Genomic DNA, 24944 nt, shown 5'->3' on the forward strand with positions numbered 1-24944 from the left:
CGCGGACCGGAGAACGGGGAGGCCGCTACGAGACAGCCTCAAGAGCCAGAAAGGCCGTAACGGATGTAGTGGCTGTCGTGATAGTAGTAGCTCCGATGACCGTCATATCGAGCCATTGCCTTGGTATCCGTCTTGCTGAGAACTGCCCCTATCAGCGATTCGTGAATATTGGGTGCGGTGTGCAGAGCGTGCTGCACGACATCGATTTTGGTCCGGCCCCATTCAACGACGAGAATGTAGCAGTCAATTAGAGATGAAGTAGCTCGGACATCAACCAACGGGGTCAGGGGAGGAAGATCGACGATGACGTAGTCATAGTCAGCTCGCAAACGGTCGAACAGCTTGCTTATCGCGTCGGCGCACAGAATTTCGCTGGTGTGAAGCAGGGGTCCCCGCCGCACGGCGGGTAGAAATGCAAGGTTGGTCGTGGGATCTCGCCAAATTGTGTCCACCAGGGATCGGCTGCCGTTCGCAACTTCGATGATTCCGTTGGCAGCCTTGGGCGCAAAGATCGCAGAAAGTGAGGGATTCCTGAGGTCGCAATCGACGATGATAGCTTTCTTGCCAGTGTGCCCGATCAATTGCGCGAGCGAGGCTGCAATCGTAGTCTTCCCCTCATTCGGTAGGGCGGAGGTAATGCCGATGACCTGAGAGGAGATTTTCGCCGGATTGTGGTCGATGGCCAGCTTGATAGAACGAATTGCCTCGGTATATCGAGATAGCGGCATCCCGACCACGGTCCGATGAATTGCCGTTGGAGACGGAACTATCCGTTGTTGAACATCATCATCGTTTGGCTGGGAGCGAACTGGTAGCTTCGCGGATTTGCGGGCCGGCAACAGTGGGACCAAGGATAGGCAAGGCAATTCCAACACAGTTTCCACTTGTGAAGAGGTACGAAAGACGCGGTCCATGATGTCTCTGAGCAGCGCCAAGCCGATGCCTAGCGCGAGGCCGCCGACGATGCCGAGCGCCAGCACCAACGTTGTCTTTGGCTTGCTCTTGCTCGGCGGCGGCGAAGCGGGAAAAAGTACGCGCGTTTCCGAGATGGGGAATGTCTCCTGCTGTGCGGAGCCCATGTAACGCTGGAGGAAAGTCTCGTACAAGCTACGCAAGCCCTTTGCCCGGCTTTCCAAATCCTTGTTGGTCAGCTCGGCAGAATTGACTGAACGGGACTGCGAGACGGCTTTGGACAGTTGCTTTTCGATTTCTTGCTGGCGCTGTTTGGCGAATTCGAATTCGCTTCGGCTGACTTCGGCAAGTCTCCTGACTTCGTCGAGAATGGAGACGCGAAACTCCCGCGCGCGGTTCCGAACATTGACGACTGCTAAGTGGTCGCGACCCACCCTGGCCGTCAACTCGGCCTCACGTCTCAGGAGTTCCAGATACTGCTGGCGCAGCCCCGTAATGATCTGGCTGTTTGTCGCATCGGCGCCGATAGCATCCAGATTGCCCATCGAGGACGGCTTTGTCAGATCGGAGGCAAGAAGAGCTTCATAGCGAGCCAACTTGGCCGTGGCCTCAGAGGTCTGGGCGCGTGCGGCAGCCAATCGATTGTTGATTTCTGTGATCTGCTGCTCGTCGATGGTCTTTCCGTCCGAAGAGACGATATTGTTCTGGGCCTTGTAGACGTCGACGGCACGTTGTGCAGCGAGGGCTTGGTCACCCAGATCGCGCAGCCTGTCCTGCAGCCAGCTTGTTGCCCTGCGATTAGCATCGAATTTTGCATTGAGCTGGTCCGCAACATAGGTATTGGCTACCGCGTTGACGATCTCCGCGGCTCGGGCTGCGTTGCTCGAATTGAAATTGATCTCAATGACGTTGCTGTACCCGACACGCCCCGCGGAAAGCCGATTGAGAAATGCGTCTACGATAGTGTCCGATGGTTCGCCATGGGAATCGGATGGCGCATTCTTCTTCGATCCAATCGACGCCCATGACCGAATTCGCTGCCAGAGCGACTGTAGAGATAGCCCTGACGCACTAAAGTCCGGATCGTCCGACAGTTTCAACTGGTCGATGACGGCGACCGCAGTGGCCTTTGATCTCAGGAGCTGAAGCTGGGTCTCGATTTGACTGAGATCGAAAGCCGGCTCGGCAAGGAGTGACTGCTGCTGGACAAATTGGGCCCTTGGATTGGCCAACAGGATCTGAACCTGCGCGGTATAGGTTGGAGACGCCAACCGGAGATAGAGCAGGCTGGCTGCAGTTACGAGCCCGGCAGTGACAAGAATCATGAGATATTGGCGTCGTAGAAGGCCGATGCCGAGATTAATGACGTCGCTGATTCCTCCGCTGTCCGCCTGAACGGGTTGGGGCAGCCCGGTCACGGGCAGCCGTACGCTATCCGTGTGTCGAAGATTGTTCTGGAGCATCACGTACCTGTCCGACGGTGGGTCACGTTGGGCCGCTCGCCCGCAGACCAATGTTTGGGCGCGCGGGCGATGGGGATTATATGCATATAAAAATCTACTTGCCAAATTAAATAAATAATATATTAATGGAAATGAAACTGCAAATGACGATGGGTCTGTCAGTTTCGACCAAGCGTTAGAAAAATATAGGATTCTCTATGGGTTTACGGTCTGGTCCGTATTTGCAACGAGAATAATGTTAGCGTTTCGGGACGGATCGGCAGGGCGCATAATTAAATCTCCGTCGGATATCTATGGTCCGTCGCAACGAACCCCGACGGGGAAATTGAGGACCGGCGGGAGGGTGCCTAATGCTGGAACTGCGATCCTTGGCGATCCCTGATGTCAAAGTCATTCGAACAGGTCGGTTTTCCGATGCGCGCGGCTACTTCTGTGAGACCTTTCAGCGATCGACTTTTGCTGAGAAGGGAATCCTTGATGACTTCGTTCAGGATAATCAGTCCAGCTCGGATCGGATCGGCACGGTGCGCGGCTTGCATTTCCAGCGACCGCCCTTCACCCAGGCGAAGCTCATACGGGTGTTGAACGGGGCTATTCTCGATATTGCTGTTGATCTCCGGCGTTCATCGCCAAGCTTTGGTAAGCACATCGCCATCCAGTTGGATAGTGAAAGCGGTGAGCAGGTGTTTATTCCGAAGGGGTTCGCGCATGGTTTCTGTACGCTGCAGCCCAAGACCGTCGTCTTGTACAAGGTCGACCAGATCTACGCCCCAAGCCATGACGGCGGCATCTATTGGGCTGATCCAGCATTGGGTATCGAGTGGCCCGTGACAACCTCAGAGGCTCAGGTCTCGCCAAGAGACCAGATCCTTCCTGCGCTCGACCAGCTTGCTTGCGTTTTCGAATAGTGGAGATGAGTGGAAGTGGAAATGAGCGGAATGCGTATCTTGGTGACCGGCGGAGCGGGATTTATCGGTTCTGCGGTGTGTCGCCGTTTGGTGCAGCAGACCGGCGCCGCAGTGATCAACATCGACAAGTTGACATACGCAGCCAATCTGGCTTCGCTAGCGAGCATCGAGGAACTGGAGTCTTATGCGTTCCTGCAGTCCGATATCTGCGATCGCGAAGTTATGGATCTCGCGTTCGCCGACTACGAGCCGGATGCGATCATACATCTGGCCGCCGAAAGCCACGTCGATCGTTCGATCAATGGACCCGGCGCCTTCGTCAACACCAATATAGTTGGTACCTACACGCTGTTGGAGGCGGCCAGGACCTACTACGAACGTCTGCCGCTTCCGCGGCGGAAACAGTTCCGCTTCATCCACGTATCGACAGACGAAGTCTACGGGTCATTGGGGCCGGAGGACTTGTTTCGCGAGGATACGCCCTACAGGCCGAGTTCGCCGTATTCGGCCAGCAAGGCGGCCTCGGACCACCTCGCGCTCGCGTGGTTTCGAACCTACGGTCTGCCGGTCATCGTATCGAATTGCTCGAACAACTACGGGCCGTATCAGTTCCCGGAAAAGCTCATCCCGCTGACGATCCTCAATGCGATCGACCGGAAGCCTCTGCCGGTCTATGGCGACGGCAGAAATATTCGCGACTGGCTTCACGTCGATGATCATGCCGCCGGTTTGATAAGACTGCTGTGCGAAGGAAGGCCGGGCGAAAAGTACAATTTCGGCGGAGATGCCCAGCGATCCAACTTGGAGGTCGTCACCCAAGTTTGTGACGTTGTGGATCGATTATCTCCGGGCGCGGAAGCAAGGCGTTCTTTCATTACGTTCGTGCCGGATCGTCCGGGACATGATGCGCGCTATGCAATCGACGCGTCGAAGGCACATCGCGAACTTGGCTGGGAGCCGACGAGAACATTCGAACAGGGTTTGGCCGAAACCGTCGGATGGTATCTCAAAAATCGTGGATGGTGGGAGCGTGCTCGCTGCGGTGTCTATGACGGCTCGCGTCTTGGTCTCCTGGCCGCCCAACACTGAGGTGAAGATGACAGATCGACCCATCCTCATTTCCGGACGGAATGGTCAGTTGGCAACGTGTCTTCGTGATCTTGCTGCGATGCGCGGTCTGCCTGCGGTGGCTCTCGGGCGCCCAGAACTCGATCTAGAGAACCGCGAAGGGATCGACAAGCTCATCGCGTCGATCGCGCCGTCTGCTATCATCAATGCGGCCGCTTATACGGCGGTAGATCGGGCCGAATCTGAAGCAGCGAAAGCGTTCAGCGTCAACCGCGATGGCGCGGCGGCATTGGCAGATGTTGCATGGCAGCTGAATATTCCACTCATCCATCTCTCGACCGACTATGTGTTCGACGGGGCGAAACCCGATGCGTACGACGAAAGCGACATTCCCGCGCCGTTGAACGTCTACGGCGCGTCCAAGCTTGCCGGTGAAGCTGCTGTATTGGCAGCGCACCCGCTCGCAACCGTGATCAGATGCTCGTGGCTTTACAGCCCCTATGGCAGCAATTTCGTGCGAACGATGCTGCGGCTATGTGAGACGCAGCAGATTGTAAGGGTTGTTCGCGATCAGCATGGAAATCCGACCTACGCGTTCGACCTCGCGGACGCCGTCCTTCGGATCGCAGAACGGTCAGTGACGGACGATCGCAGGGCCACGGCCGGCATCTTTCATCTTGCCGGTCAAGACGAGACGAGCTGGCATGACTTTGCGCAGGCAATCTTCGACGAGCTTTCACGTCGTGGAGCGCGGATTCCGGCGCTCGAGGCGATCACGACTGAAGAGTTTCCGACCGCTGCACGTCGACCTCGGAACTCGTGCCTAGATACATCCAAGGCCGAACGCGTGTTCGGAATTCGACTGGCGCCCTGGCGCGATTCACTCGAAGCCTGTCTTAACCAACTGGTCGGAGAAGGAGAAGCCGATGCTGAGGGGAATCGTGCTGGCTGGCGGCAGCGGAACGCGCCTCTATCCGATCACGCGCGTGGTCAGCAAGCAGTTGCTCCCGATCTATGACAAGCCGATGATCTATTATCCCCTGTCGACGCTGATGTTGGCGGGGATCCGCGAGATCTTGGTCATCACCACGCCGGCAGATCGGTGCCACTTTGAACGATTGCTCGGGGATGGAAGCCAATGGGGCATTCGCCTCAGTTATGCGGAGCAACCCCGTCCGGGAGGACTCGCGGAGGCGTTCACAGTCGGTGCCGATTTCATCGGGACCGACCGCGTGGCAATGGTGCTCGGAGACAATATCTTTTTCGGCGGCGGCTTGCGTGAACTGCTCGCCAGGGCTGCCGCCCGCGAGGAGGGGGCGACGGTCTTCGCGTATCACGTGCGCGATCCCGAACGATACGGCGTCGTTACGTTTGACGAGGCGGATCGTCCGATACGAATCGAGGAGAAGCCGAGCAAGCCGACCTCGAACTGGGCAATCACCGGTCTCTATTTCTTTGACAACCGCGTGGTGCGGTATGCCCGTCGCGTCGAACCGTCGGCCCGCGGAGAGCTCGAGATCACCGACCTGCAAATGCGCTATCTCTCCGAGGACGCTCTCCATGTCGAGCGCATGGGGCGGGGATACGCGTGGTTGGACACCGGCACGGTCGAGTCGCTTATCGATGCGGGGACGTTCGTGCAAACCCTTGAGAAGCGGCAGGGCATGAAGGTGGCTTGTCTCGAGGAGATCGCCTTTCGGCAAGGCTTCATCGATCGAAACCAGCTGCTCGCGCTGATTCAGCCGCTGGAGAAGAGCGGATATGGCATATATCTCAGCGAAATCCTGCGCCTTCCGGCTGCCGATTCCGTTGTTGGGGGGCGCCTGATTTGAATATTGAATCACTATATAATTAATTGACGTTCGCTATCCATTTAAATTAAATGTATTGATTGGAATTTCGAGAGGCTGGCCATGCTGAATCAAAGGTCGAGCGTCTTCTATCGAGGAGCAAGGCCTCTCCTTTTGGAAGAAGGTGACTTCAACCCGACAATCCCAGTCCTGGAACGGCCGCCCTTCTGGGCCGCGACCTGGAGCAGCAATCTGCCGGCGTGGCAGCCGCTCTGGCTTCCGCCCCGCGCAGACCTGCCAGTTGGGAACTCGAACGTCGGGGCCGAGGTAAGTGTGGGCGCAGGTCAGGGTGCAAGTTCCTGGCAGCTGACCGCCATCGGCGGTGTGCGCGGTCACGCTGCCGCAGCATTGCAGGCGACATTGCCTGCTCAGCTATCCGGCGCGACTCGTTGGATCAATTCGAGCGGCGGTTATTGGAATGTTGCTGCGAACTGGAGTGCGGGCGTTCCGGATATCGCCTCGAGCGCGTTCATCGATGCGCCGGGATCCTATGTTGTTGCGACCGCAGGCAACGTCGACATAGGCAGGCTGGTTGTCGATGCAGATGCGGCGGTTTCGCTCGGGGCCGGAAGCTCACTCGTCGTAGAGGGCGATGCAACAAACAACGGGAACATCAAGCTGGGATCTTTCAGCGGTGATCGCGCAGCTGCGGCAGATTTTAAGGGAGAGGTCCGCGGATCGGGGGACTTCACGATTTCCGACAAGGCGACTCTCGAGATCGGAGGGGCGGTCTCTGGGCAAGTCTTGAGTGGATCATTTTCCGGAATAACCGTGTCGTTCGAGACGAAAGCCGGCACCCTTATGCTCGATCACTCCGCTCAATTCCACGGCCTGATCGGAAGTTCATCGCCGGATCGGCCGCTTTCGGCCGGCAATCTCATCGATCTCAGGGATTTTTCCTTCACGTCAACGATGTCGGTATCGGTTCATTACGACAGCATCTCAAACATCAGCACAGTCGATTTCGGCAACGGCGCCGGCAACGTCACGTTGCTCTTCTCCGGGAATGACCGGAACTGGACCTTTGCAAGCGACGGGCAGGGCGGCACCATTGTTGCGGACCCAGCTGCAACGAACCCCATCGTGCTGGAGAATCAGAAACAAGGCACGCCGCAAAGCATCTGGCAGATCGACGCTGGCGCAGACTCAACAAAAATCCAGGGCTTCACGACGGAGATAAGTACCGATATCGGCGGCACCGTTCAGTTTAAGATCAACAACCAGACCGGCGCGCCGAACTACCACATCGATATCTACCGGCTTGGTTACTACGGCGGGAACGGTGCGCGACTGATTACGAGCTTACAGCATCAGGCTGCGGCCTCGGTTATGCAACCGGCCCCGTTAAAGGACGCGTCCACCGGTCTCGTGGACGCCGGCAACTGGAGCGTGACTGACTCCTGGGCGGTTCCGACGACCGCCGTGTCAGGCGTCTACATTGCCAACGTCATTGACGGCACGCAGATTTTCCAAATTCCGTTTGTCGTTCGTAGCGATGGGTCAAATAGCGCAATCGTGTTCCAGACGTCTGACCAAACTTGGGAGGCATACAACCCTTGGGGCGGGGCCAATCTCTACACTGGCAACGGACCTGGCGTGAACGGTTCTGCCTACGCCGTAAGCTACAATCGTCCCATCACCACGCGTGATGGGGGGCTCGAGGGCACCTCCAATGACATGGTGTTCTCTGCGGAATATCCGGCGATCTACTGGCTTGAGCAAAACGGGTACGACGTCTCCTACATTTCGAGCATCGATGCGGCAACCAACGGATCGCTGCTGCTGAATCATCAGGTTTATATGGAGGTCGGTCACGACGAATACTGGACCGATAGCCAGGTCTCCAACGTCCAGGCCGCCGGTCACGCGGGCGTCAATCTGACGTTTCTGAGCGGTAACGAAGTGTATTGGCAGACGAGGCTTGCACCCAGCGTTGATCCCAGCCACACGGCAAACCGCACCTTGATCACGTACAAGGACACCCATGCCAATCAGTTGATTGACCCAACAGGGACGGCAACGGGAACATTCATGGACGCGCGTTTTGCGTCAACCGGAGGCATGTCAGGCATTCCCTCCAACGCGCTGACCGGCACTGTCTTTCAGGTGGACGGGGATTCCTACGGCACGATCAAGATTCCGTACGGAATGACCCAATTGAGGCTCTGGCGTAACGCGCCGATCGCAGGGACGGCCCAAGGACAAACTGCATCGCTGACCCCGAACCTGTTGGGCTACGAATGGGATTCGTCGCCAGACAACGGCTTCCGTCCGGCTGGACTGGTGGATGTGTCGTCGACCACTCTCCAAACCACAAAATACCTACTTGACTACGGCAATACGACGGGCAGCGGTACCGCAACCCACAACTTGGTAGAATTTCGTGATCCTGTGAGCGGTGCTCTCGTCTTTAGCGCCGGCACCGTGTTCTGGTCCTGGGGTCTTGCATCGGGCCATGATCAGTACAACTTAGCGCCGGCGACGCCGACTGATCCGAATGTCCAGCAGGCCATGGTCAATCTGTTTGCGGACATGGGCGTGCAACCAGCGACGCTGCAGGCAAGTCTGGTGATTGCCGCCCAATCGACCGATCATACGGGCCCGACCTCGACGATCGCAAATCTCTCCGCCACAAGCGTGGTAGAAGGCCAATCTATCACTGTGACCGGAACGGCAAGCGACGCCGGGGGGGTGGTCGGTGGTGTCGAAGTTTCAACCGACGGCGGCAGCATCTGGCATCCGGCCAGCAGCACCGTTGGAGCGTCGAATGTAACATGGACGTATACATTCGCGGCCGGCGCGCCGGGACAATTGAAGATCCAGAGCAGGGCTGTCGATGATAGCTTGAACCTCGAATTGCCAGGTACGGGCGTTGCTTACATAGTGACGCCGTCGTCGAACCTGACGATCTTCAGTCTCTCGGACACGCCGGCCGTTGTCAACACTCCCGACGCCGGCGCTGTGGAGCTGGGTGTCAAGTTCGTTGCCGCGGCTTCCGGCGATATTACCGGCATCCGGTTCTATAAGAGTACCCAGAACACCGGAACGCATCTCGGCGATCTCTGGACGGCGAACGGGACGCTGCTTGCAAGCGCTACATTCACCAACGAAACGGGGAGTGGCTGGCAACAGGTCAATTTCACGACCCCGGTGCATGTACAGGCCGGGACGACCTACATCGCCTCATACCATACGAACACCGGTCACTATTCCACGACCGACTTCTACTTCGACAATGCAGGGCACACCAACGGCTCATTGACAGCGACGGGCGGCGGCCTGAACGGCGTCTTCGCTTATGGGACAGGACCGCTTTTCCCCAACAGCATCTCGATGGCAAAAGGAGACAATTACTGGGTCGATGTCGTCTTCAGGGACAACAGCCAGCTGCCGCAGGCCAACAATGACAGTGGGTTCACGGTCACGGAAAACGGTACGCTGAACATCGCGGCATCGGCGCTGCTTGCCAATGACACGGATCCCGCCGGCCGATCGTTTTCGATCAGCGGCGTGAGCAATCCGGCCAATGGCACCGTAACCTACAACGTTCAGACTCAGACGGTGACGTTCACCCCGACCGCGAATTACGCGGGAGCGGCACAGTTCGCTTACACGATCACCGATTCCGGCGGAGCCGGTGGAACGGGACAGGTGTTTCTCAACGTCAACTATCCGATATCTGCCCAGAGCCTGTTTGGCACCAACGACACGCCGAGCGTGACCAATTCGGGTGATACAAGCTCCGTCGAAGTGGGCGTCAAATTCAGCGCCTCGGTCGACGGGACGATAACCGGCCTGCGCTTCTACAAGGGCTCGTTGAACACGGGTGCCCACGTCGCGCATCTCTGGACTGCGACGGGAACGCTGCTTGGCACTTCGACCTTCAGCGGCGAGACTTCCAGCGGCTGGCAGCAGGTAAGCTTTTCGAGTCCGATAGCCGTTACCGCAGGCACGACATATGTCGCTTCCTACCACACCAACGGCAACTATTCGGACACTCAGAGCTATTTCACAACGTCAATGACCAATGGCCAGCTGAGCGTCGCGGCCGCGGGAAATGGTGTCTATAGCTACGGAGCCGAAACCGTCTTCCCGACCAGCGTCTTCAACTCGACCAACTACTTCGTCGACGTGGTCTTCAACGGATCCGCCAACACCAACACACCGCCGACAGCGGTCGCCGATACGGGCGACGCCACGGAGAAAGGCGGCCTCAACAACGGCACGGGCGGCTCGCCCGCTGCGGGAAACGTACTGACCAATGACACCGATCCGGAGGCCGGCGACACCAAGACAGTGACTGCGGTCAGCTTCGGCTCGACCTCCGGCACGCTGGGCTCGGCTCTGAATGGAGCGCATGGCAGCCTGGTGCTGAATGCGACGGGAGCCTTCACCTATACCGTCAACGAAACCGATCCCGCGGTGCAGGCCCTGCGGCTTGCGACCAACACGCTGACTGATGCCTTCAATTACACGATGCGCGACGCCGCCGGTGCGACATCGTCCACGACACTCACGATCACCGTTCACGGTGCTAATGACGCGCCGGTGCTGGCGGTCCAGACCGGCAACCAAACGGCAACGGCTGGTTCCGCGTTCTCGCTGACGCTGCCTGCCGGCACCTTCACTGACGTCGATTCCGCCGATTCGCTCGCCTACACGGCAACCGCCGCCGACGGCTCGCCACTGCCTGCCTGGCTGAGTTTCAACGCCGCCACCCGGACCTTCAGCGGCACACCGGCGTCTGGCGATATAGGCACGCTCAGCGTAAAGGCAACTGCGACCGATCTCGGCAGCCTCGCCGCCAGCGAGACGTTCAATGTTGTGGTGGGCACAGCGCCGTCGACGGTCAGTTTGTTCTCGAGCTCCGATACGCCCTCGGTGCTGTCGACGTCCGACACCTCGCAAGTCAATGTTGGCGTACGTTTTACGTCCTCGGCGGCCGGAACCATTACCGCCATCAAGTACTACAAGAGTGCAAATGACACCGGCACTCACACCGGCTCGCTATGGAGTAGCACAGGGACGCTCCTGGCCACGGCAACCTTCTCCAACGAGACCAGCAGCGGTTGGCAAACCGTCACGTTCAGCAGCCCGGTATCGATCGCGGCCGGCACCACCTACGTCGCGAGCTTCCACAGCAACGGCCACTATGCCGATACGCCCAACGACTTCACCACTGCTCAGACGAACGGCCCACTCACGGCCCCCGCGAGCAACAATGGTGTCTACACCTACGGGACAGGAAATTTGCTTCCCACCAGCACGTTCGCCGCCACCAATTACTGGGTCGACGTCGTATTCAACAATTCGAGCGGCGGCACGAACCAGCCCCCCATCGCCAGCAATGACAGCGGCTTCAATGCGACCGAGAACGTGCCGCTCGGCATCTCCGGGGCGGCTCTTCTAGCCAACGATACCGATCCTAACGGGGACGCTCTAACGATCACGGGCGTCAGCGGAGCCGTCAACGGTACCGTCGGTTTCAGTTCTCAGAATAATACGGTGACGTTCACTCCAGCCAACGGATACACCGGACCGGCTTCGTTCAATTACGCTATCTCGGATGGTCAGGGCGGTACGGCAAGCGCGAGTGTGGATGTGACCGTCCATGCGCCGTCGGCGAGCACGGTGAGTCTGTTCAGCGCGAATCCAACGCCCGGCGTGGTTACAGTGAACGATCCGAATTCCGTGGAGCTCGGCATGAAGTTCCAGGCGTCCAACTCGGGCGACATCGTCGGTCTGCGCTTTTACAAGGGGCCATCCAACACGGGAACGCACGTCGCCGATCTCTGGAGCAGCACGGGCACGTTGCTAGCTACCGCCACCTTCGCGAACGAGGCAGCGAGCGGCTGGCAGCAGGTCAATTTCAGTACGCCGGTGACGATAGCCGCGGGGACGACCTATATCGCCTCCTACCACACTGCTGGGAATTACTCGGCAGATACCAATCTGTTTGCCAGTTCGCTAACCAACGGATCGTTGACCGCCCCGTCATCCACGTCCAGCGGGGGGAACGGCGTCTATGCGTACGGATCCGGAAGCCTCTTCCCAACCAACACCTTCAACGCGACCAGCTACGCGGTTGACGTCCTCTTCAGGCCGCAGCTCGCAGCATAGGGAGAATCGGAATGCATACGGAGCTATATACCGACGGGATTGACGAGGTCACAATTGGCGGGGCGATCGTGCGGGTGGACTTGGTCAGTCTCTCGCCCACGGAACGTGACGCCAACAATGCGCCAAAGAAGGTGTTTCGCCAAAGGTTGATCTTTTCGGCGGAATCCTTCGCGAACTCTGTCGAGGTGATGCAAAACGCCCTTCGGGGTCTGGTGGACGCCGGCGTCGTTCAGCGCAATCGGCCAAGGCCGCCGACTACACCGCCACAGGCAACCGCACCAGTTGAGCCTTCGTCATCGGTTTCGGATAGCTCCAGATCTCCAAATGTCTCAACCAACTTCCGTTGAAATCGCGACGTGTGAACCGGCACCGCCGCCGTCTGAGGACGAGCCGCATTGGGCTGCTCAAACCGCGCTTGAGTGCCTATCGAGGGTCGCTGCTCATCACGGTATCGATCTGCCGTCGGACCGGCTGCGGCATGCTTATGCCGTCGACGATGGCGGCATCTCGACCGATCTCTTGCTACGCATAGCACATGAGGCCGGCCTTCGGGCAAGGGCGACGCAGCTCGATTGGAAGGCGCTACGTCGGCTTGGCGAAGCCTATCCGGCTCTTGTTCAGCTCTCGAACCAGAACTGGGTCCTGGTGGTCGACGCGGGACCGGATCGCGATGCTGTAACCGTCTTTGATCCCCTGGCTGAGCGGAGGGGCGAGCCGCTGCTCGTCGATGCTGAACGGTTTTGTGCCCGATGGCTTGGAAAGGTTATCCTGTTCAAGCCCGAGAGGCGTTCAACACAGGGCCAAAGGGCCTTTGGATTGCGCTGGTTCGTACCCGAAATGCTCCGGGAATGGCGATTGTTCTCTGACGTCGCGATCGCCGCCGTCTTCCTGTATGCGCTCGGCCTCGCGCTTCCGATCTTCTTTCAACTCGTGATCGACAAGGTCCTTGTGCACGAGAGTCTCACGACGCTCTACGTACTGTCGGCCGGCGCGATCATAGCGCTCTCCTTCGATGCCATATTCAGCTTCTTGCGTCGTTACCTGCTGCTGTATGCCACGAACAAGATCGACATCCGGGTTGCGACCAAAACGTTCCGGCATCTTTTGGGGCTTCCCGTAACCTTCTTCGAGCGCATCTCGGCCGGCGTCCTGGTGAAGCACATGCAGCAGGCCGGGCGGATTCGCGAGTTTCTGACCGGTCGGCTGTTCCTGACCGCCTTGGACGCGCTTTCGCTGTTCGTCTTCCTGCCGGTCCTCGCGCTCTACAGCGTCAAGCTGACATGCGTCGTCCTGGCCTTTACCGCCATCAGCGGCAGCGTGGTTGTGATTTTGATGGGACCGTTCCGGCGGCGGCTCTACCAGCTCTACCAAGCCGAAGCTGGCCGCCAGGCTCTTCTGGTCGAGACGGTGCACGGGATGCGCACGGTGAAGTCGTTGGCCATGGAGCCCAACCAGAACAGGGCGTGGGACGATCGCTGCGCGCAATCGGTGTCGATGCGGTTTGGGGTTGAAAAGATTTCGGCGGGCGCCCAGGCGCTGACCGGTTTTCTCGAGAAGATGATGACGCTCGGCATCGTGGCCCTGGGCGCGCTGGACGTCTTCGGTGGCGAGATGACGATCGGCGCACTGGTCGCCTTCAACATGCTGGCGGGACGGGTTTCGGGGCCGCTGGTGCAAATGGTGACCATGGTCCACGAATATCAGGAGGTCGCGCTGGCAGTTAAGATGCTGGGCGAGGTTATGAATAAGGAGCTGGAACGGGACGGCCGTCGCGAGGGGCTGCGTCCCGAGTTCGCCGGCCAGATCGAGTTTGAAAACGTCACTTTCCGCTACGGCGAGGGTGCGCCGGCGCTGGACGACGTGTCTTTTTCGATCGCTCCCGGTTCGGTCTTTGGGATTGTCGGCCGGAGCGGCTCAGGCAAGACGACGCTGACGCGACTAATCGCGGGAATGTATCCGGTGCAGCAGGGATTGGTGCGGATTGACGGCCACGATTCGCGTGAGATCGATCTCACCCATCTGCGGCGGAATCTCGGGGTCGTGCTCCAGGACAATTTCCTGTTCCGCGGCACCGTGCGCGAAAATATCGCTTGCGTGAAGCGTGACGCGACGTTCGACGAAGTTGTCAGGGCGGCCCAGCTCGCCGGTGCCGACGAGTTCATTGAGCGGCTGCCGAGGGGGTTCGATACCATGCTCGAGGAGCAGGCATCGAACCTGTCGGGCGGGCAAAAGCAGCGGCTTGCGATCGCCCGCGCCTTGATCGTCAACCCGCGCATTCTGATCCTCGATGAAGCGACCAGCGCGCTGGACTCCGAGAGCGAAGCGATCATTCGGCGCAATCTGCGGCGTATCGCCGAGGGACGAACCGTCATCATTGTATCGCACCGGCTTTCAATGCTGTCGGATGCCGGCCAGATTTTGGTCATCGACCGTGGACGGATCGTCGATGTGGATCGTCACGACGGGCTGCTGTCGAAGTGTACCATCTACAGGCATCTCTGGAATCAGCAGACGAGACAGGTCGCATGACCGGCGCCGAGAAAAGCAGGGCGGAGGGGAGCTCCGGCAGATCGGGGCCTTCGACGGTTTCGCGGAGGCGGCGAGGGCTGTTGAGGCCCACGCCGACGGCATCTCGCGTAGTTGCGGAATTCCAGTCCGACGCCGCCGAGATCGAGCAGGGAACGCCACCGCGCGTAGGACGGATCACGCTCTATTGTGTCGTCGCCCTGATCGTGACCGCGATCGCGTTCGCATGCGTGTCGCGTGTTGATATGATTGTGACGGCACAGGGTAAGCTGATCACCACACGTCCCAACCTGGTTGTACAGCCGCTGGAAACATCGGTCATTCGGGACATTCGCGTTAAGGCCGGCGACCTCGTTGATCGCGGCGACGTCCTTGCGATCCTTGATCCGACATTTTCTCAGGCCGATCTTGATCAACTGCGCAGCCGCTTGGCGGGCTTGGACGCCTCCATCGACCGGGTTCGGGCGGAATTGGACGGCGCTGAGTACCTCATCGACGAGCCGGCGAATGCCGATCAGGCGCTGCAGCGAAAGGTATTCCTCCAGAGAAAGACGGCTTACGATCTTCAGATCCAGAACTATGACGCGCAGATTGCGTCCGCTCAGGCCAATCTAAAGACGGCCCAGGACGAGGAGTTCGTTCTGACCCAGCGGCTGGACACCATGCAGTCGATTGAGGCCATGCGAAACGTGTTGATGGCCAAGGAGGTCGGTTCAAGACTGAACTTCCTGCTGTCCCGGGATGCGCGGCTGGAGGTGGAAAGCAACCTGGCGCGGGTTCGTGGCGCCATTGTCGACAACATGCATCGTCTGGACAAGGCCCGTGCAGACCAAAAGGTCTTCGCTGCAGAGTTTCTCCGTACTTCGTATCAGGATCTCGTGGAGACGCTGCCAAAGCGTAACAGCGCCGCGGAGGAGCTCAAGAAGGCGGAGCTTCGCCGGCAATTGATCGTGCTACACGCACCGGCAGATGCGGTGGTACTTGAAATTGCCAATCGAACGGTGGGTTCGGTAATCCGCGAGGCCGAGACATTGCTTGTATTGGTCCCTCGCGACGAGACGCTCCGGGCGGAGGTCAACGTCGAGGGCAGGGATATAGGACAGCTGACGGTCGGGCAGGCCGTACGAATCAAGTTTGAAGCATTTCCGTTCCAGAAGTACGGCACGGCAACTGGTGAGGTTGGGGTCATCAGCCAGGACTCATTCTCGCCAGACGCGAAGGCCGAAGGTGCGCGCCGCCCGTCAGCTCCCTATTATCGCGTACTGATCGATTTGCGCGACACGCATCTTCGGCTGCCGTCGGAACGCGCCCAGTTGCTGCCAGGTATGGCGGTCACCGCCGAGATAAAGCTCGGAACGCGCACGGTGATTTCCTATTTCCTCTATCCCTTGCTTCGCGGTTTGGATGAAAGCATCCGGGAATACTGACCCGATTGACCATGGTGTAGTGCGATGATGATCGGCCCCAATTTTGGTGTGAAGCTCACGGTGCCCGTTGCAGCGAACAGGCCGTCGCCAAACTCACCGCTGGTAAACTATGCGCTCAAGGGCCTGGAACGCTGCTGGTTACCCGAGGAGCGCCGTTGGTCGCACATTTATCACCTTGACGGACGTGCTTCCCCAAACGAATCGATACCGCAAAGTGACGTGTTTTATACCCTCAATGTCCTGCTCGGGATGTCGCGGGTCGTGGAACGTCCGACCGGTATCGATATCCCAGAGATATTCTATCGAAACGTCATGAAGCTTACTGTCCTTCCTGTGCGGAAATATGCCTTTGGCATGGCTTTGTGGGCCGCCGCCGAGCTCGATCTTCCGATTCCGGAGCAGGTGAAGCGCGAGGTGAAAGGAATTCTTTCGGATGAGTCGCGGTGGAGTGAGTTTCGGGCGCAGGATCTGGGCATGCTGCTGACGGGAGTCGTCGCTCAGGCCAGGGCAGGTGAGAGGGAGTGGACGCGCTTCGCCGGCCCGCTCTTCCGTTTCCTGAAGGAGCGTTTCCATAGCGAGTCAGGACTGTTCTTCGATGCCCCGTGTGGCTTTCGACGCCGCTTCGCGTCATTTGCGACCCAGACCTATCTCTCCATCGCCTGCTACCAATATGGCGAATTCTCTGGCAATGCGTCCGCGCTTGTCATGGCCGACACTTGTGTGCGCGATCTGATAGCGGTTCAAGGGCCACAAGGCGAATGGCCCTGGTTTTTCGACGCGCTGAGCGGCCGCATTCTTGATTTCTACGAAGTCTACTCAGTCCATCAGTATGGAATGGCCCCGGCGCTGCTGGAATGGGCCGAGCGCTTTGGGCAGCGAGGAGCGCGGGACGCCCTGATCAAGGGATTCAACTGGGTACTTGGTCACAACCAGCTGGGCCGGATCATGCTCGTGCCTGAACTGGGCCTGACCATCCGCTCGCAGGTTCGCAAGCATGAATTGAAGACCAAGGCGCCGCGGGTGTTGCGCGCGGTCAAGAACGTCTGGCTCGACAAAGGGGGGACGCTGATCGACAGCGCTGCCGTGGGGGTTCGGCTTGAGTGCCGCAGCTACGAACTCGGTTGGATTCTGTGGTCATTCGGCCGGCGTACCGGCGTGCGGGAGCTAACCCACAACTGTGCCTTTGATGGTATCTAACGCACTTGGCGTTCCGCTAACGATTCCAAGCTACTGCTCGCCGGCTTCTTAGGTGCGAGAGCATCGTCATCGCGCGGTGCGCTCGGACAGCACACAACACGGCAATAGCTTTGAGGCGGACGCCGCTACCATGCAGGCGGTCGCTGGTGAGCACAGTCACAGCGTTTGGTGCGAGTGATGCGAGGACGAGCAATGCTTGCGCGAGCCAGCGCAATCGCCAGACAGGTTTGCCTTCCGCCATGTTGCGATAGTGCGCGATGTGTCGATCCCATTTGGTGTAGAGCTCCTTGAGAGAGCCCCGGGCCGGATGGAAGACGATCATTTCAGGGGTGTATCGAAATCGAAGGCCCGCGCGCAGCGCACGCTCTCCCCACTCCATGTCTTCGGCGACATCGATTCCGGCAAAAGGGCCGACGCGATCGAAGTCGCGGCGAACCACCGCCATATTGCCGGTGCCGGAATAGCCGTGGCGTTCGATATAGAGCTTGAAGCGATAGGCGAAGACGCTCTCATAAGCCGCAATGGCGTCAAGCTTCGCGTTGTCCGGCCGCCAAATGCGAACGTCACCCCCGAGAACCGTGCCAGCTGGCGACAACTGAAACCATCTCATCACGCTACCCAGCCAATCCTGATGGGCCCGACAATCGGCGTCGATGAAAGCGAGGATCTCGCCGCTGGCAGCAGCGACGCCTGCGTTTCGCGCCGGGCCGGGACCTGGGTGCGATTCGTGCTGCAGCCGTACACCAGGATGACCAGCAACGATGTCCATCGGGGGCGTCGCCGAACCGTTGTCGACCACGATGACCTCAAACGAGTGCCGAGTCAGGGTCTGTGCGTCCAGGCTACGCAAACAGGCTTCCAGCGCGTCAGGCTGGTTGAGGTGGGGAATAATGACCGAAATCATCTGTTGATTCCCTATTTAATTTCTGCCCCGTTCGCCGCTTGCTCGTTTGCGCGGCAGCTTTCATTTTCTGTGGTGCGCGGCAAAGTCGGTCCATTTAAAACTTGCAATTAAATATTCGCTGCGTATTATCTCGATAATAATCTTAAATGCAAACTTAAATATGATTTCAGTTTCTGGGAGTAGGTTCCAATGCGCGCATCATTTCTGGGATGCCCCGTCGACCTCCTGACAATGGCGGAAACCGTCGAACTGGCGCGCGGGGCCATGCGCAGCCGCCAGCGGTTGCAGCATGTGGCGCTGAACGTCGCTAAATTCGTCAATATGCGATCCGATCCCGTGCTCGCGGCCGATGTGGCCAACAGCGACGTTGTCGGCATCGACGGCATGGGCATTGCTTGGGGCGCTCGAGCACTCGGGCTTCCGGCGACGTCGCGAGTCGCGGGTGTGGATCTCCTCGCCGAGTTGCTCGCGGTATGTGCGCATGAAGGCTTCATGCCCTACTTCTTGGGAGCAACTCCCGCCGTACTGCAGCAGGCCGTGCAAGTGGCGCGCGAGAAGCATCCTTCACTTGTCTTTGCGGGCTGGCACGACGGCTACTTCAAACGCGAGCAGGAGAGTGACGTCGTCCGGGACATCCAATCCAGCAGGGCCGATTGTCTCTTCATCGGCATGCCAACCCCCCGGAAGGAGCGCTTTCTGGCCGCTTACCGCGATAATCTCGGCATACCTTTTATCATGGGCGTCGGTGGTGCGTTTGATGTTCTAGCAGGCACCGTTCGGCGCGCGCCGGTACAGATTCAGAGGCTCGGCCTCGAATGGCTGTACCGCATCTATCAGGAGCCCGGGCGGATGTGGTGGCGATACGCCACGACGAACACCCTGTTTGCGGGCGTCCTGGCGCAAGCCCTCGTCAGGCAGGCCCTTCACCACCCGCTTGGTGCGCCCGGCGTCGTTCCGCCGGGTCCGAGCCGGATCGGAGGGTGAGGCGTGCGCAAGCATTTTTTCATCCTTCTGGGAACCCGGCCGGAAGCAATCAAGCTCTTTCCGGTCATCAATCTGCTCAAGGCCGAAAAGAGCAAGGACATTTCCGTGACGATCTGTGCGACCGCACAGCACCGGCAGCTGCTTGATCAAGTCCTCAAGCTGGCCAAAGTGGTCCCGGATTTTGATCTGAACGTCATGACGACCGATCAGACGCTGGATCATCTGACCGCCCGGTTGCTCGGACAAATCGGCGATCTCCTCGAAAAGTTGAAGCCCACCAGGGTTATTGTCCAGGGCGACACGGCGACGGCCATGACGGGTGCACTGGCATCCTATTATCACCGTATACCGGTCTCGCACATCGAGGCCGGGCTACGCAGCGGTGATATCTTCGCGCCTTGGCCCGAGGAGGTGAACCGCAAGATCGTCGGCTCGATCGCCGATCAACATTTTGCCCCGACAGAGCGCGCGGCGCGCGCGTTGCGTTCTGAAAACGTCGCGGATGACCGCATTCACGTTACCGGAAACACGGTGGTGGACGCTCTCATTCTCGCCAAAGCCATGGTCGAATCCGACCCAGGACTGTCGTGCCGCTGGGATGGCATCAAGAAGCGTCACGGCAATCGGCGCATCATCCTGGTGACCTGCCATCGCAGGGAAAACTTCGGAGGCGGTGTCCTTAATATCGTAAACGCGTTGGAGACCATTCTGCGCAGGGAGGACGTTGCCGTGGTGCTCCCCGTGCATCCAAATCCGAATGTCCGCGACATGTTTGCGTCTCGGTTCTCGGACCATCCGCGGGTCGTCCTTATTTCCCCACAAGAGTATACAGATTTTGTGAGCCTGCTCGCGTTGTCCTATTTGGTCCTGACAGATTCGGGCGGCGTGCAGGAGGAGGCTCCCACTTTCGGGAAGCCGGTCCTGGTGATGCGCGAGACAACCGAGCGACCCGAGGGAGTAGAAGCGGGAACGGCGCGCCTGGTCGGTGCGAACTACGAGAGGATCGTTGCGGAGACATTTCGCCTGCTCGACGATGACGAGACTTATGCTGCCATGTCGCGTTCGCACAATCCGTTTGGTGACGGGCACGCGAGCGAGCGGATCGTGAAGGTCCTTCTCGATGCATGAATTCCAAAAGATCAATGTCCTAGGACTGGGCTATATCGGTCTGCCGACCGCGGCGCTTATTGCGAGTCGAGGTCTGCAGGTGGTTGGCATCGATACCAATGAGCGCATCGTCGACACCGTCGCGTCTGGCAAAATTCATATCGCCGAGCCCGATCTGGACGGTCTCGTCTCCAAGGTTGTGTCGAGTGGCGCGCTCACGACGTCCAAAAGGCCGCAGCCGGCCGACGTTTTCATCATCGCGGTACCGACGCCGATCGATCGCGAGAACCGTCCGGACTTGTCAAGCGTGAATGCGGCCGTCGACAATATCGTAGATCTCCTTGCGCCAGGCAATCTTGTCATTCTTGAATCGACATCGCCCATCGGAACCACCGAAGCCATCGCAAAGCGGATCGTTGAACGCAGGCCAGAGTTGCACATAGGCGTCAACGGCAAGGAGGATGGAGCGATTTACGTGGCCTACTGTCCCGAACGCGTGTTGCCGGGACGGATTCTGACCGAGCTAATCAACAACGACAGGTGCATCGGCGGGATTACGCCAACCTGCACGCGGCGTGCTCAACGGTTCTACAAAATGTTCGTTCGCGGCGCTTGCGTCGGCACCACGGCGCGCGCGGCCGAGCTGGTGAAGCTGACGGAAAACGCCTTCCGCGATACCAACATAGCATTTGCCAATGAACTCTCGCTGATTTGCGACAGGTTCGACATCAATGTCTGGGAGGTGATTGACATCGCCAACCGTCACCCTCGCGTAAACGTATTGCGGCCGGGGCCAGGTGTTGGCGGGCACTGTATTGCGGTAGACCCCTGGTTCATCATTGATTCTGCGCCGGACCTCGCACGTGTGATGCGAACAAGTCGGGAAGTGAACAATGCCAAAACACAGAAGATCATCGAGCGCGCAGAGGCGCTGATCGACGATCATCCATATGCGAACGTTGCTTGTTGCGGATTGACCTTCAAGGCCAATGTCGACGACTTGCGTGAAAGCCCGGCCATGGAGATAGCCACGCATCTCGCGGCGAAATACGGCGAACGGATCAAGGTTGTCGAGCCGAACTTGCGCCGTCTGCCTCCTCAGCTGGCGGATCATCGTGTCGCATTCGTGAGTATCGAGGAAGCCCTGCGCAGTTGCGAGATCGCGCTTCTCCTCGTCGATCATGATGAGTTCAAAATGGTGCCGCTGGCAGAGCGGCGGCACCTCGACGTCATCGATACGCGAGGCATATGGCAGGATATGCCGGCGAGGACATAGTGCATACAGCCGTAACTCCCTAATGAAACGAGGTTAGCATGCGAGATAGCCAGCTGGGAATCGGCGTCGTTGGATACGGCTATTGGGGCCCCAATCTCGTGCGCAATTTCTCGATCAATCCCGCCACCCGCGTTGTCAGCGTGAGCGACCTTGACCCAGGCAGGCTCGGCGTCATGGGGCAGGTCTACCCCGGGGTCACAACGACCACTCGCTATGAGGATCTGCTGAAGGATACCTCTATTGATGCAATCGCTATCGCTACGCCGGCGCACACACATTACGAGCTGGCAATTGCGGCGTTGAGGGCAGGCAAGCACGTGTTGGTCGAGAAGCCCCTTGCGCCGAGCGCCGAGCTGGTGACCCGCTTGATCGACGAAGCGGACCGGCGCGGATTGACGCTGATGGTCGATCACACCTTTCTCTATACGCCGGCGGTGCAGAAGATTCGTGAGCTCTTGCTGAAGAGAGAGCTCGGAGACATCTACTACTACGATAGTACGCGCTCGAGCCTCGGGCTTTTTCAGAAAGACGTCAATGTGATCTGGGATTTGGCGGTGCACGACATTGCGATCATCGACCATATCTTCGATGAGGAACCGGTTGCGGTGTCGGCGACGGGTTCGTGTCACATCTCCGGCTCTCCGGAAAACATGGCGCATATCACTTTGTTCTTCGCCAGCGCCTGCGTGGCGCACGTGAGCGTCAATTGGCTGTCGCCGGTCAAGGTGCGTCAGACGTTCATTGGCGGCAGCAAGAAGATGATCGTTTATGACGATCTCGAGCCGACCGAAAAGATCAAGGTCTATGACAAGGGGATAACCCTCGATACTCCGACCGAGAATGCCCATGAATTCCGTATTGGATATCGAGCTGGCGACATGTGGGCTCCTCATATTTCCACGAAAGAGGCGCTGCAGACCGAGGTCGAACACTTCATCGGTTGCGTCCACAACGGCGTGCGGCCAATTTCCAGCGGCCTGTCCGCATTGCAGGTAATTGAGGTGCTGGAGGCGGCGTCGCGATCGATAGCCGCGCAGGGCAAACCAGTCCTCCTCAAGCAACCGCATCAGGTCCGGGAACGCGCCCGGGCCACAGCCTAAATCGTGGTGCCGCCGGGCATTGCTTATCCGCCGAAAGGCGACGGTTTCGCGATGAATGCGGTCCAACGCTCAATCGTGTTTTCGGCGGCCGACCGCTATGGCAGCCTTGTGCTATTCTTTGTGGCTACCGCGGTCCTTTCCCGTTTGCTGTCCCCAGCGGAATTCGGGGTCTATGCGGTCGTCAACGCCATTGCGGTGGTCATTGCTGCCTCCTTTCAGGAGTTCGGCGGCGGAAATTATCTAATTCAGAAGCGGGAACTGTCGGACGGAGATGTTCGTTCGGCGTTCACGATCACGTTGGGCATTTCCGGCGCAATTGCGGTTCTTCTGTTCGTCCTCGCTGACGAGTTATCGCAGCTGTTCGGGCAGAATGGCCTCAAGGAAGGCATCGAGGTTTCAGCTCTGAATTTTCTGCTGTTGCCTTTCTCCGGGACCATTTCTGCCTTACTGCGGCGGGACATGAGGTTCGGAACTTTAGCCATTTGCAACTTCGCATCCGGCGTGGCCGTTGCCCTGGTCTCGATAGCACTTGCAATAGCGGGATTGAGCTACATGGCCCCGATCTGGGGGGCCCTTGCAGGGAACATGATCCTGACCCTGGCGCTGCTCGTTGGTCATCGGAATCTCAACGTGCTGCGTCCTTCGCTGCTCGAATACCGCGAGATCGTCGGCTTCGGTCTTTATTCCAGTGGGGTCAGCGTCATCAATGTGTTCTACAATCTGGCGCCCCAACTGTTTCTCGCAAGATCTCTCGACTTTGTGTCCGTTGGTCTCTACAGCCGCGCGATCAACTTGACGCAGGTATTTGACAGGCTCGTCACGCAAGTATTGAACCCTGTCATCATGCCGGCCATTGTCGCAAGGCGCCAAGCCGGGGAGGATTTGAAGACCGTTTATCTCCAGTCGATTGAGCTGCTTTCCGCCGCGCAGTGGCCATTCCTGATATTCGCGGCGATTATGGCGCGCCCAATTATCGCGATCTGGCTCGGCCAGACCTGGCTGGAGATCGTACCGCTCGTACGCTTGCTGTGCATCGCAAACATGGCGCTCTTTGCCGCATGCTTGAGCTATCCCGTACTTGTAGCGGTTGGAAGCGTACGGGACGCGTTGGTGTCCTCTTTCATCTCGCTCCCGCCGTCGCTTCTTGTCATTTTTGGCGCATCCTTCCTCGGTGTGCACGCCGTCGCCGCAGCCGCGTTATTGACGTTGCCATTTCAGGCCGCCGTCGCGATCTACTTTATCGGGCGGCATCTGCAGCTCGGGCCAAGGGATATTGCTCGCGCGTTGAGGAAGAGCGCACTCGTCACGGCGGCAACTGCGTTCGGTGTCGCCGGCTGTGCGGCGCTGACGGAGGCTGGATCGCTGGCGTCCCTTGCCGGAATTGCTTTGGCGTTGTGCGCTGCGGTGCTTTGCTGGTGGCTTGGGTTGCTACTGACCCGGCACCCTTTGCTGCATCAGCTCCATCAGGCGGCAGCGGGTCTCGCCTACATTATCCCAAAGCTGCGACCGTCGCGTTCGGCCCTTTAAAGCCTTGCGGCAATTTTTGGAGACGAAGATGCCGATTACCAATGACGTACAGCTCGGCCGTGATGTCAGGATCTTTCATCCGGAACTGGTCAATCTCTATGGCTGCACGATCGGCCACGAGAGCAAAATCGGAACTTTCGTCGAGGTCCAGGCTGGCGCAACGATCGGTGCGCGCTGCAAAATTTCTTCGCATAGCTTCATCTGCGAGGGCGTCACGATTGAAGATGAGGTCTTCGTCGGTCACGGCGTGATGTTCACGAACGACAAATATCCGAAGGCAACAACCGCGGATGGTCGTCCTCAGCAAGCTTTGGACTGGACGCTGCAGCGTACTCACGTCAATAGGGGAGCCTCCATCGGCTCGAACGCCACCATTATGTGCGGAGTGACGATCGGAGAGGGGGCCTGCGTAGGCGCGGGTGCAGTGGTGACGAGGGACGTGCCGCCCGGCGCCGTCGTCGCGGGAGTGCCCGCTCGGGTTTTGTCTGCGGCTGAAACCGCCATCTTGGGCGATCGTGGCTCGTCAGACGCGCTTCGCAAACAATTTTAAATCGTTACATATACCGCCAAATTTA

16 protein-coding genes are annotated in these 24944 nt (G+C 58.7%); 14 read left to right on the forward strand and 2 right to left on the reverse strand.

Annotated features, from left to right (window positions below; genetic code table 11):
* Positions 1-38 precede the first annotated feature (38 nt).
* Positions 39-2375, reverse strand: a complete 2337-nt coding sequence (locus tag ABIB06_RS06960; RefSeq protein WP_354045607.1) for an AAA family ATPase — start codon at positions 2373-2375, stop codon at positions 39-41.
* Positions 2376-2725: 350 nt separating this feature from the next.
* Here ABIB06_RS06960 and rfbC point away from each other — a divergent pair, with 350 nt between their 5' ends.
* The 8 genes from rfbC (at position 2726) to ABIB06_RS07005 (ending at position 17471) form a co-directional block, all read left to right on the forward strand.
* The gene (gene rfbC, locus ABIB06_RS06965; protein ID WP_354045423.1) at positions 2726-3283 is read left to right on the forward strand and encodes a dTDP-4-dehydrorhamnose 3,5-epimerase; all 558 of its coding nucleotides are present in this window, start codon (positions 2726-2728) and stop codon (positions 3281-3283) included.
* A 30-nt stretch (positions 3284-3313) separates the two neighbouring features.
* Positions 3314-4372, forward strand: a complete 1059-nt coding sequence (rfbB, locus tag ABIB06_RS06970; RefSeq protein ID WP_354045605.1) for a dTDP-glucose 4,6-dehydratase — start codon at positions 3314-3316, stop codon at positions 4370-4372.
* A 7-nt stretch (positions 4373-4379) separates the two neighbouring features.
* A complete protein-coding gene (gene rfbD, locus ABIB06_RS06975) occupies positions 4380-5369 on the forward strand; it encodes a dTDP-4-dehydrorhamnose reductase (RefSeq protein ID WP_354045421.1) in 990 nt (329 codons plus the stop codon).
* A complete protein-coding gene (rfbA, locus tag ABIB06_RS06980) occupies positions 5278-6183 on the forward strand; it encodes a glucose-1-phosphate thymidylyltransferase RfbA (RefSeq protein ID WP_354045419.1) in 906 nt (301 codons plus the stop codon). The genes rfbD and rfbA overlap by 92 nt, the downstream gene beginning before the upstream one ends.
* Positions 6184-6264: 81 nt before the next feature.
* The gene (locus tag ABIB06_RS06985) at positions 6265-12321 is read left to right on the forward strand and encodes a DUF4082 domain-containing protein (protein WP_354045417.1); all 6057 of its coding nucleotides are present in this window, start codon (positions 6265-6267) and stop codon (positions 12319-12321) included.
* Between the two features lie 324 nt (positions 12322-12645).
* The gene (locus ABIB06_RS06995) at positions 12646-14850 is read left to right on the forward strand and encodes a peptidase domain-containing ABC transporter (protein ID WP_354045413.1); all 2205 of its coding nucleotides are present in this window, start codon (positions 12646-12648) and stop codon (positions 14848-14850) included.
* Positions 14847-16274, forward strand: a complete 1428-nt coding sequence (locus ABIB06_RS07000; RefSeq protein ID WP_502916519.1) for an HlyD family type I secretion periplasmic adaptor subunit — start codon at positions 14847-14849, stop codon at positions 16272-16274. Before ABIB06_RS06995 ends, ABIB06_RS07000 begins: the two co-directional genes overlap by 4 nt.
* Positions 16275-16298: 24 nt before the next feature.
* Positions 16299-17471: a hypothetical protein gene (locus ABIB06_RS07005; protein ID WP_354068653.1), complete on the forward strand. Its 1173-nt coding sequence runs from the start codon at positions 16299-16301 to the stop codon at positions 17469-17471.
* A gap of 16 nt (positions 17472-17487) precedes the next feature.
* On the opposite strand, the gene ABIB06_RS07010 is transcribed toward ABIB06_RS07005, so the two are convergent.
* Positions 17488-18375 (reverse strand): glycosyltransferase family 2 protein, encoded by an 888-nt coding sequence (locus ABIB06_RS07010; protein WP_354045407.1) that lies wholly within the window; start codon positions 18373-18375, stop codon positions 17488-17490.
* Positions 18376-18564: 189 nt separating this feature from the next.
* Between ABIB06_RS07010 and ABIB06_RS07015 the strand changes: the two genes are divergently transcribed.
* From ABIB06_RS07015 to ABIB06_RS07040, 6 genes are read left to right on the forward strand one after another with little or no spacing between them, the layout of a single operon-like run.
* Complete coding sequence (locus ABIB06_RS07015; RefSeq protein ID WP_354045405.1) at positions 18565-19359, forward strand: WecB/TagA/CpsF family glycosyltransferase; 795 nt, start codon at positions 18565-18567, stop codon at positions 19357-19359.
* Between the two features lie 3 nt (positions 19360-19362).
* Positions 19363-20487 carry a non-hydrolyzing UDP-N-acetylglucosamine 2-epimerase gene (gene wecB, locus ABIB06_RS07020; RefSeq protein ID WP_354045403.1) on the forward strand — a complete coding sequence of 375 codons (1125 nt, stop codon included), beginning with the start codon at positions 19363-19365 and terminating at the stop codon, positions 20485-20487.
* Positions 20480-21742 carry a UDP-N-acetyl-D-mannosamine dehydrogenase gene (gene wecC, locus ABIB06_RS07025; protein ID WP_354045401.1) on the forward strand — a complete coding sequence of 421 codons (1263 nt, stop codon included), beginning with the start codon at positions 20480-20482 and terminating at the stop codon, positions 21740-21742. Before wecB ends, wecC begins: the two co-directional genes overlap by 8 nt.
* Positions 21743-21780: 38 nt before the next feature.
* Positions 21781-22842, forward strand: coding sequence for a Gfo/Idh/MocA family protein (locus tag ABIB06_RS07030; protein ID WP_354045399.1), 1062 nt, complete (start codon positions 21781-21783; stop codon positions 22840-22842).
* A 3-nt stretch (positions 22843-22845) separates the two neighbouring features.
* Complete coding sequence (locus ABIB06_RS07035; protein ID WP_354045397.1) at positions 22846-24369, forward strand: oligosaccharide flippase family protein; 1524 nt, start codon at positions 22846-22848, stop codon at positions 24367-24369.
* 28 nt (positions 24370-24397) lie between these two features.
* Positions 24398-24919 (forward strand): acyltransferase, encoded by a 522-nt coding sequence (locus tag ABIB06_RS07040; protein WP_354068655.1) that lies wholly within the window; start codon positions 24398-24400, stop codon positions 24917-24919.
* The last annotated feature ends 25 nt before the right edge of the window (positions 24920-24944 follow it).

The organism is Bradyrhizobium sp. LB8.2, assembly GCF_040548035.1.
Lineage (GTDB): Bacteria > Pseudomonadota > Alphaproteobacteria > Rhizobiales > Xanthobacteraceae > Bradyrhizobium.

Bases quoted from the DNA above. Each gene is read 5' to 3' on its own strand.
- ABIB06_RS06960 (WP_354045607.1), bottom strand. From the start codon at position 2,375: ATGCTCCAGAACAATCTTCGACACACGGATAGCGTACGGCTGCCCGTG.
- rfbC (WP_354045423.1), top strand. From the start codon at position 2,726: ATGCTGGAACTGCGATCCTTGGCGATCCCTGATGTCAAAGTCATTCGA.
- rfbB (WP_354045605.1), top strand. From the start codon at position 3,314: ATGCGTATCTTGGTGACCGGCGGAGCGGGATTTATCGGTTCTGCGGTG.
- rfbD (WP_354045421.1), top strand. From the start codon at position 4,380: ATGACAGATCGACCCATCCTCATTTCCGGACGGAATGGTCAGTTGGCA.
- rfbA (WP_354045419.1), top strand. From the start codon at position 5,278: ATGCTGAGGGGAATCGTGCTGGCTGGCGGCAGCGGAACGCGCCTCTAT.
- ABIB06_RS06985 (WP_354045417.1), top strand. From the start codon at position 6,265: ATGCTGAATCAAAGGTCGAGCGTCTTCTATCGAGGAGCAAGGCCTCTC.
- ABIB06_RS06995 (WP_354045413.1), top strand. From the start codon at position 12,646: ATGTCTCAACCAACTTCCGTTGAAATCGCGACGTGTGAACCGGCACCG.
- ABIB06_RS07000 (WP_502916519.1), top strand. From the start codon at position 14,847: ATGACCGGCGCCGAGAAAAGCAGGGCGGAGGGGAGCTCCGGCAGATCG.
- ABIB06_RS07005 (WP_354068653.1), top strand. From the start codon at position 16,299: ATGATGATCGGCCCCAATTTTGGTGTGAAGCTCACGGTGCCCGTTGCA.
- ABIB06_RS07010 (WP_354045407.1), bottom strand. From the start codon at position 18,375: ATGATTTCGGTCATTATTCCCCACCTCAACCAGCCTGACGCGCTGGAA.
- ABIB06_RS07015 (WP_354045405.1), top strand. From the start codon at position 18,565: ATGCGCGCATCATTTCTGGGATGCCCCGTCGACCTCCTGACAATGGCG.
- wecC (WP_354045401.1), top strand. From the start codon at position 20,480: ATGCATGAATTCCAAAAGATCAATGTCCTAGGACTGGGCTATATCGGT.
- ABIB06_RS07030 (WP_354045399.1), top strand. From the start codon at position 21,781: ATGCGAGATAGCCAGCTGGGAATCGGCGTCGTTGGATACGGCTATTGG.
- ABIB06_RS07040 (WP_354068655.1), top strand. From the start codon at position 24,398: ATGCCGATTACCAATGACGTACAGCTCGGCCGTGATGTCAGGATCTTT.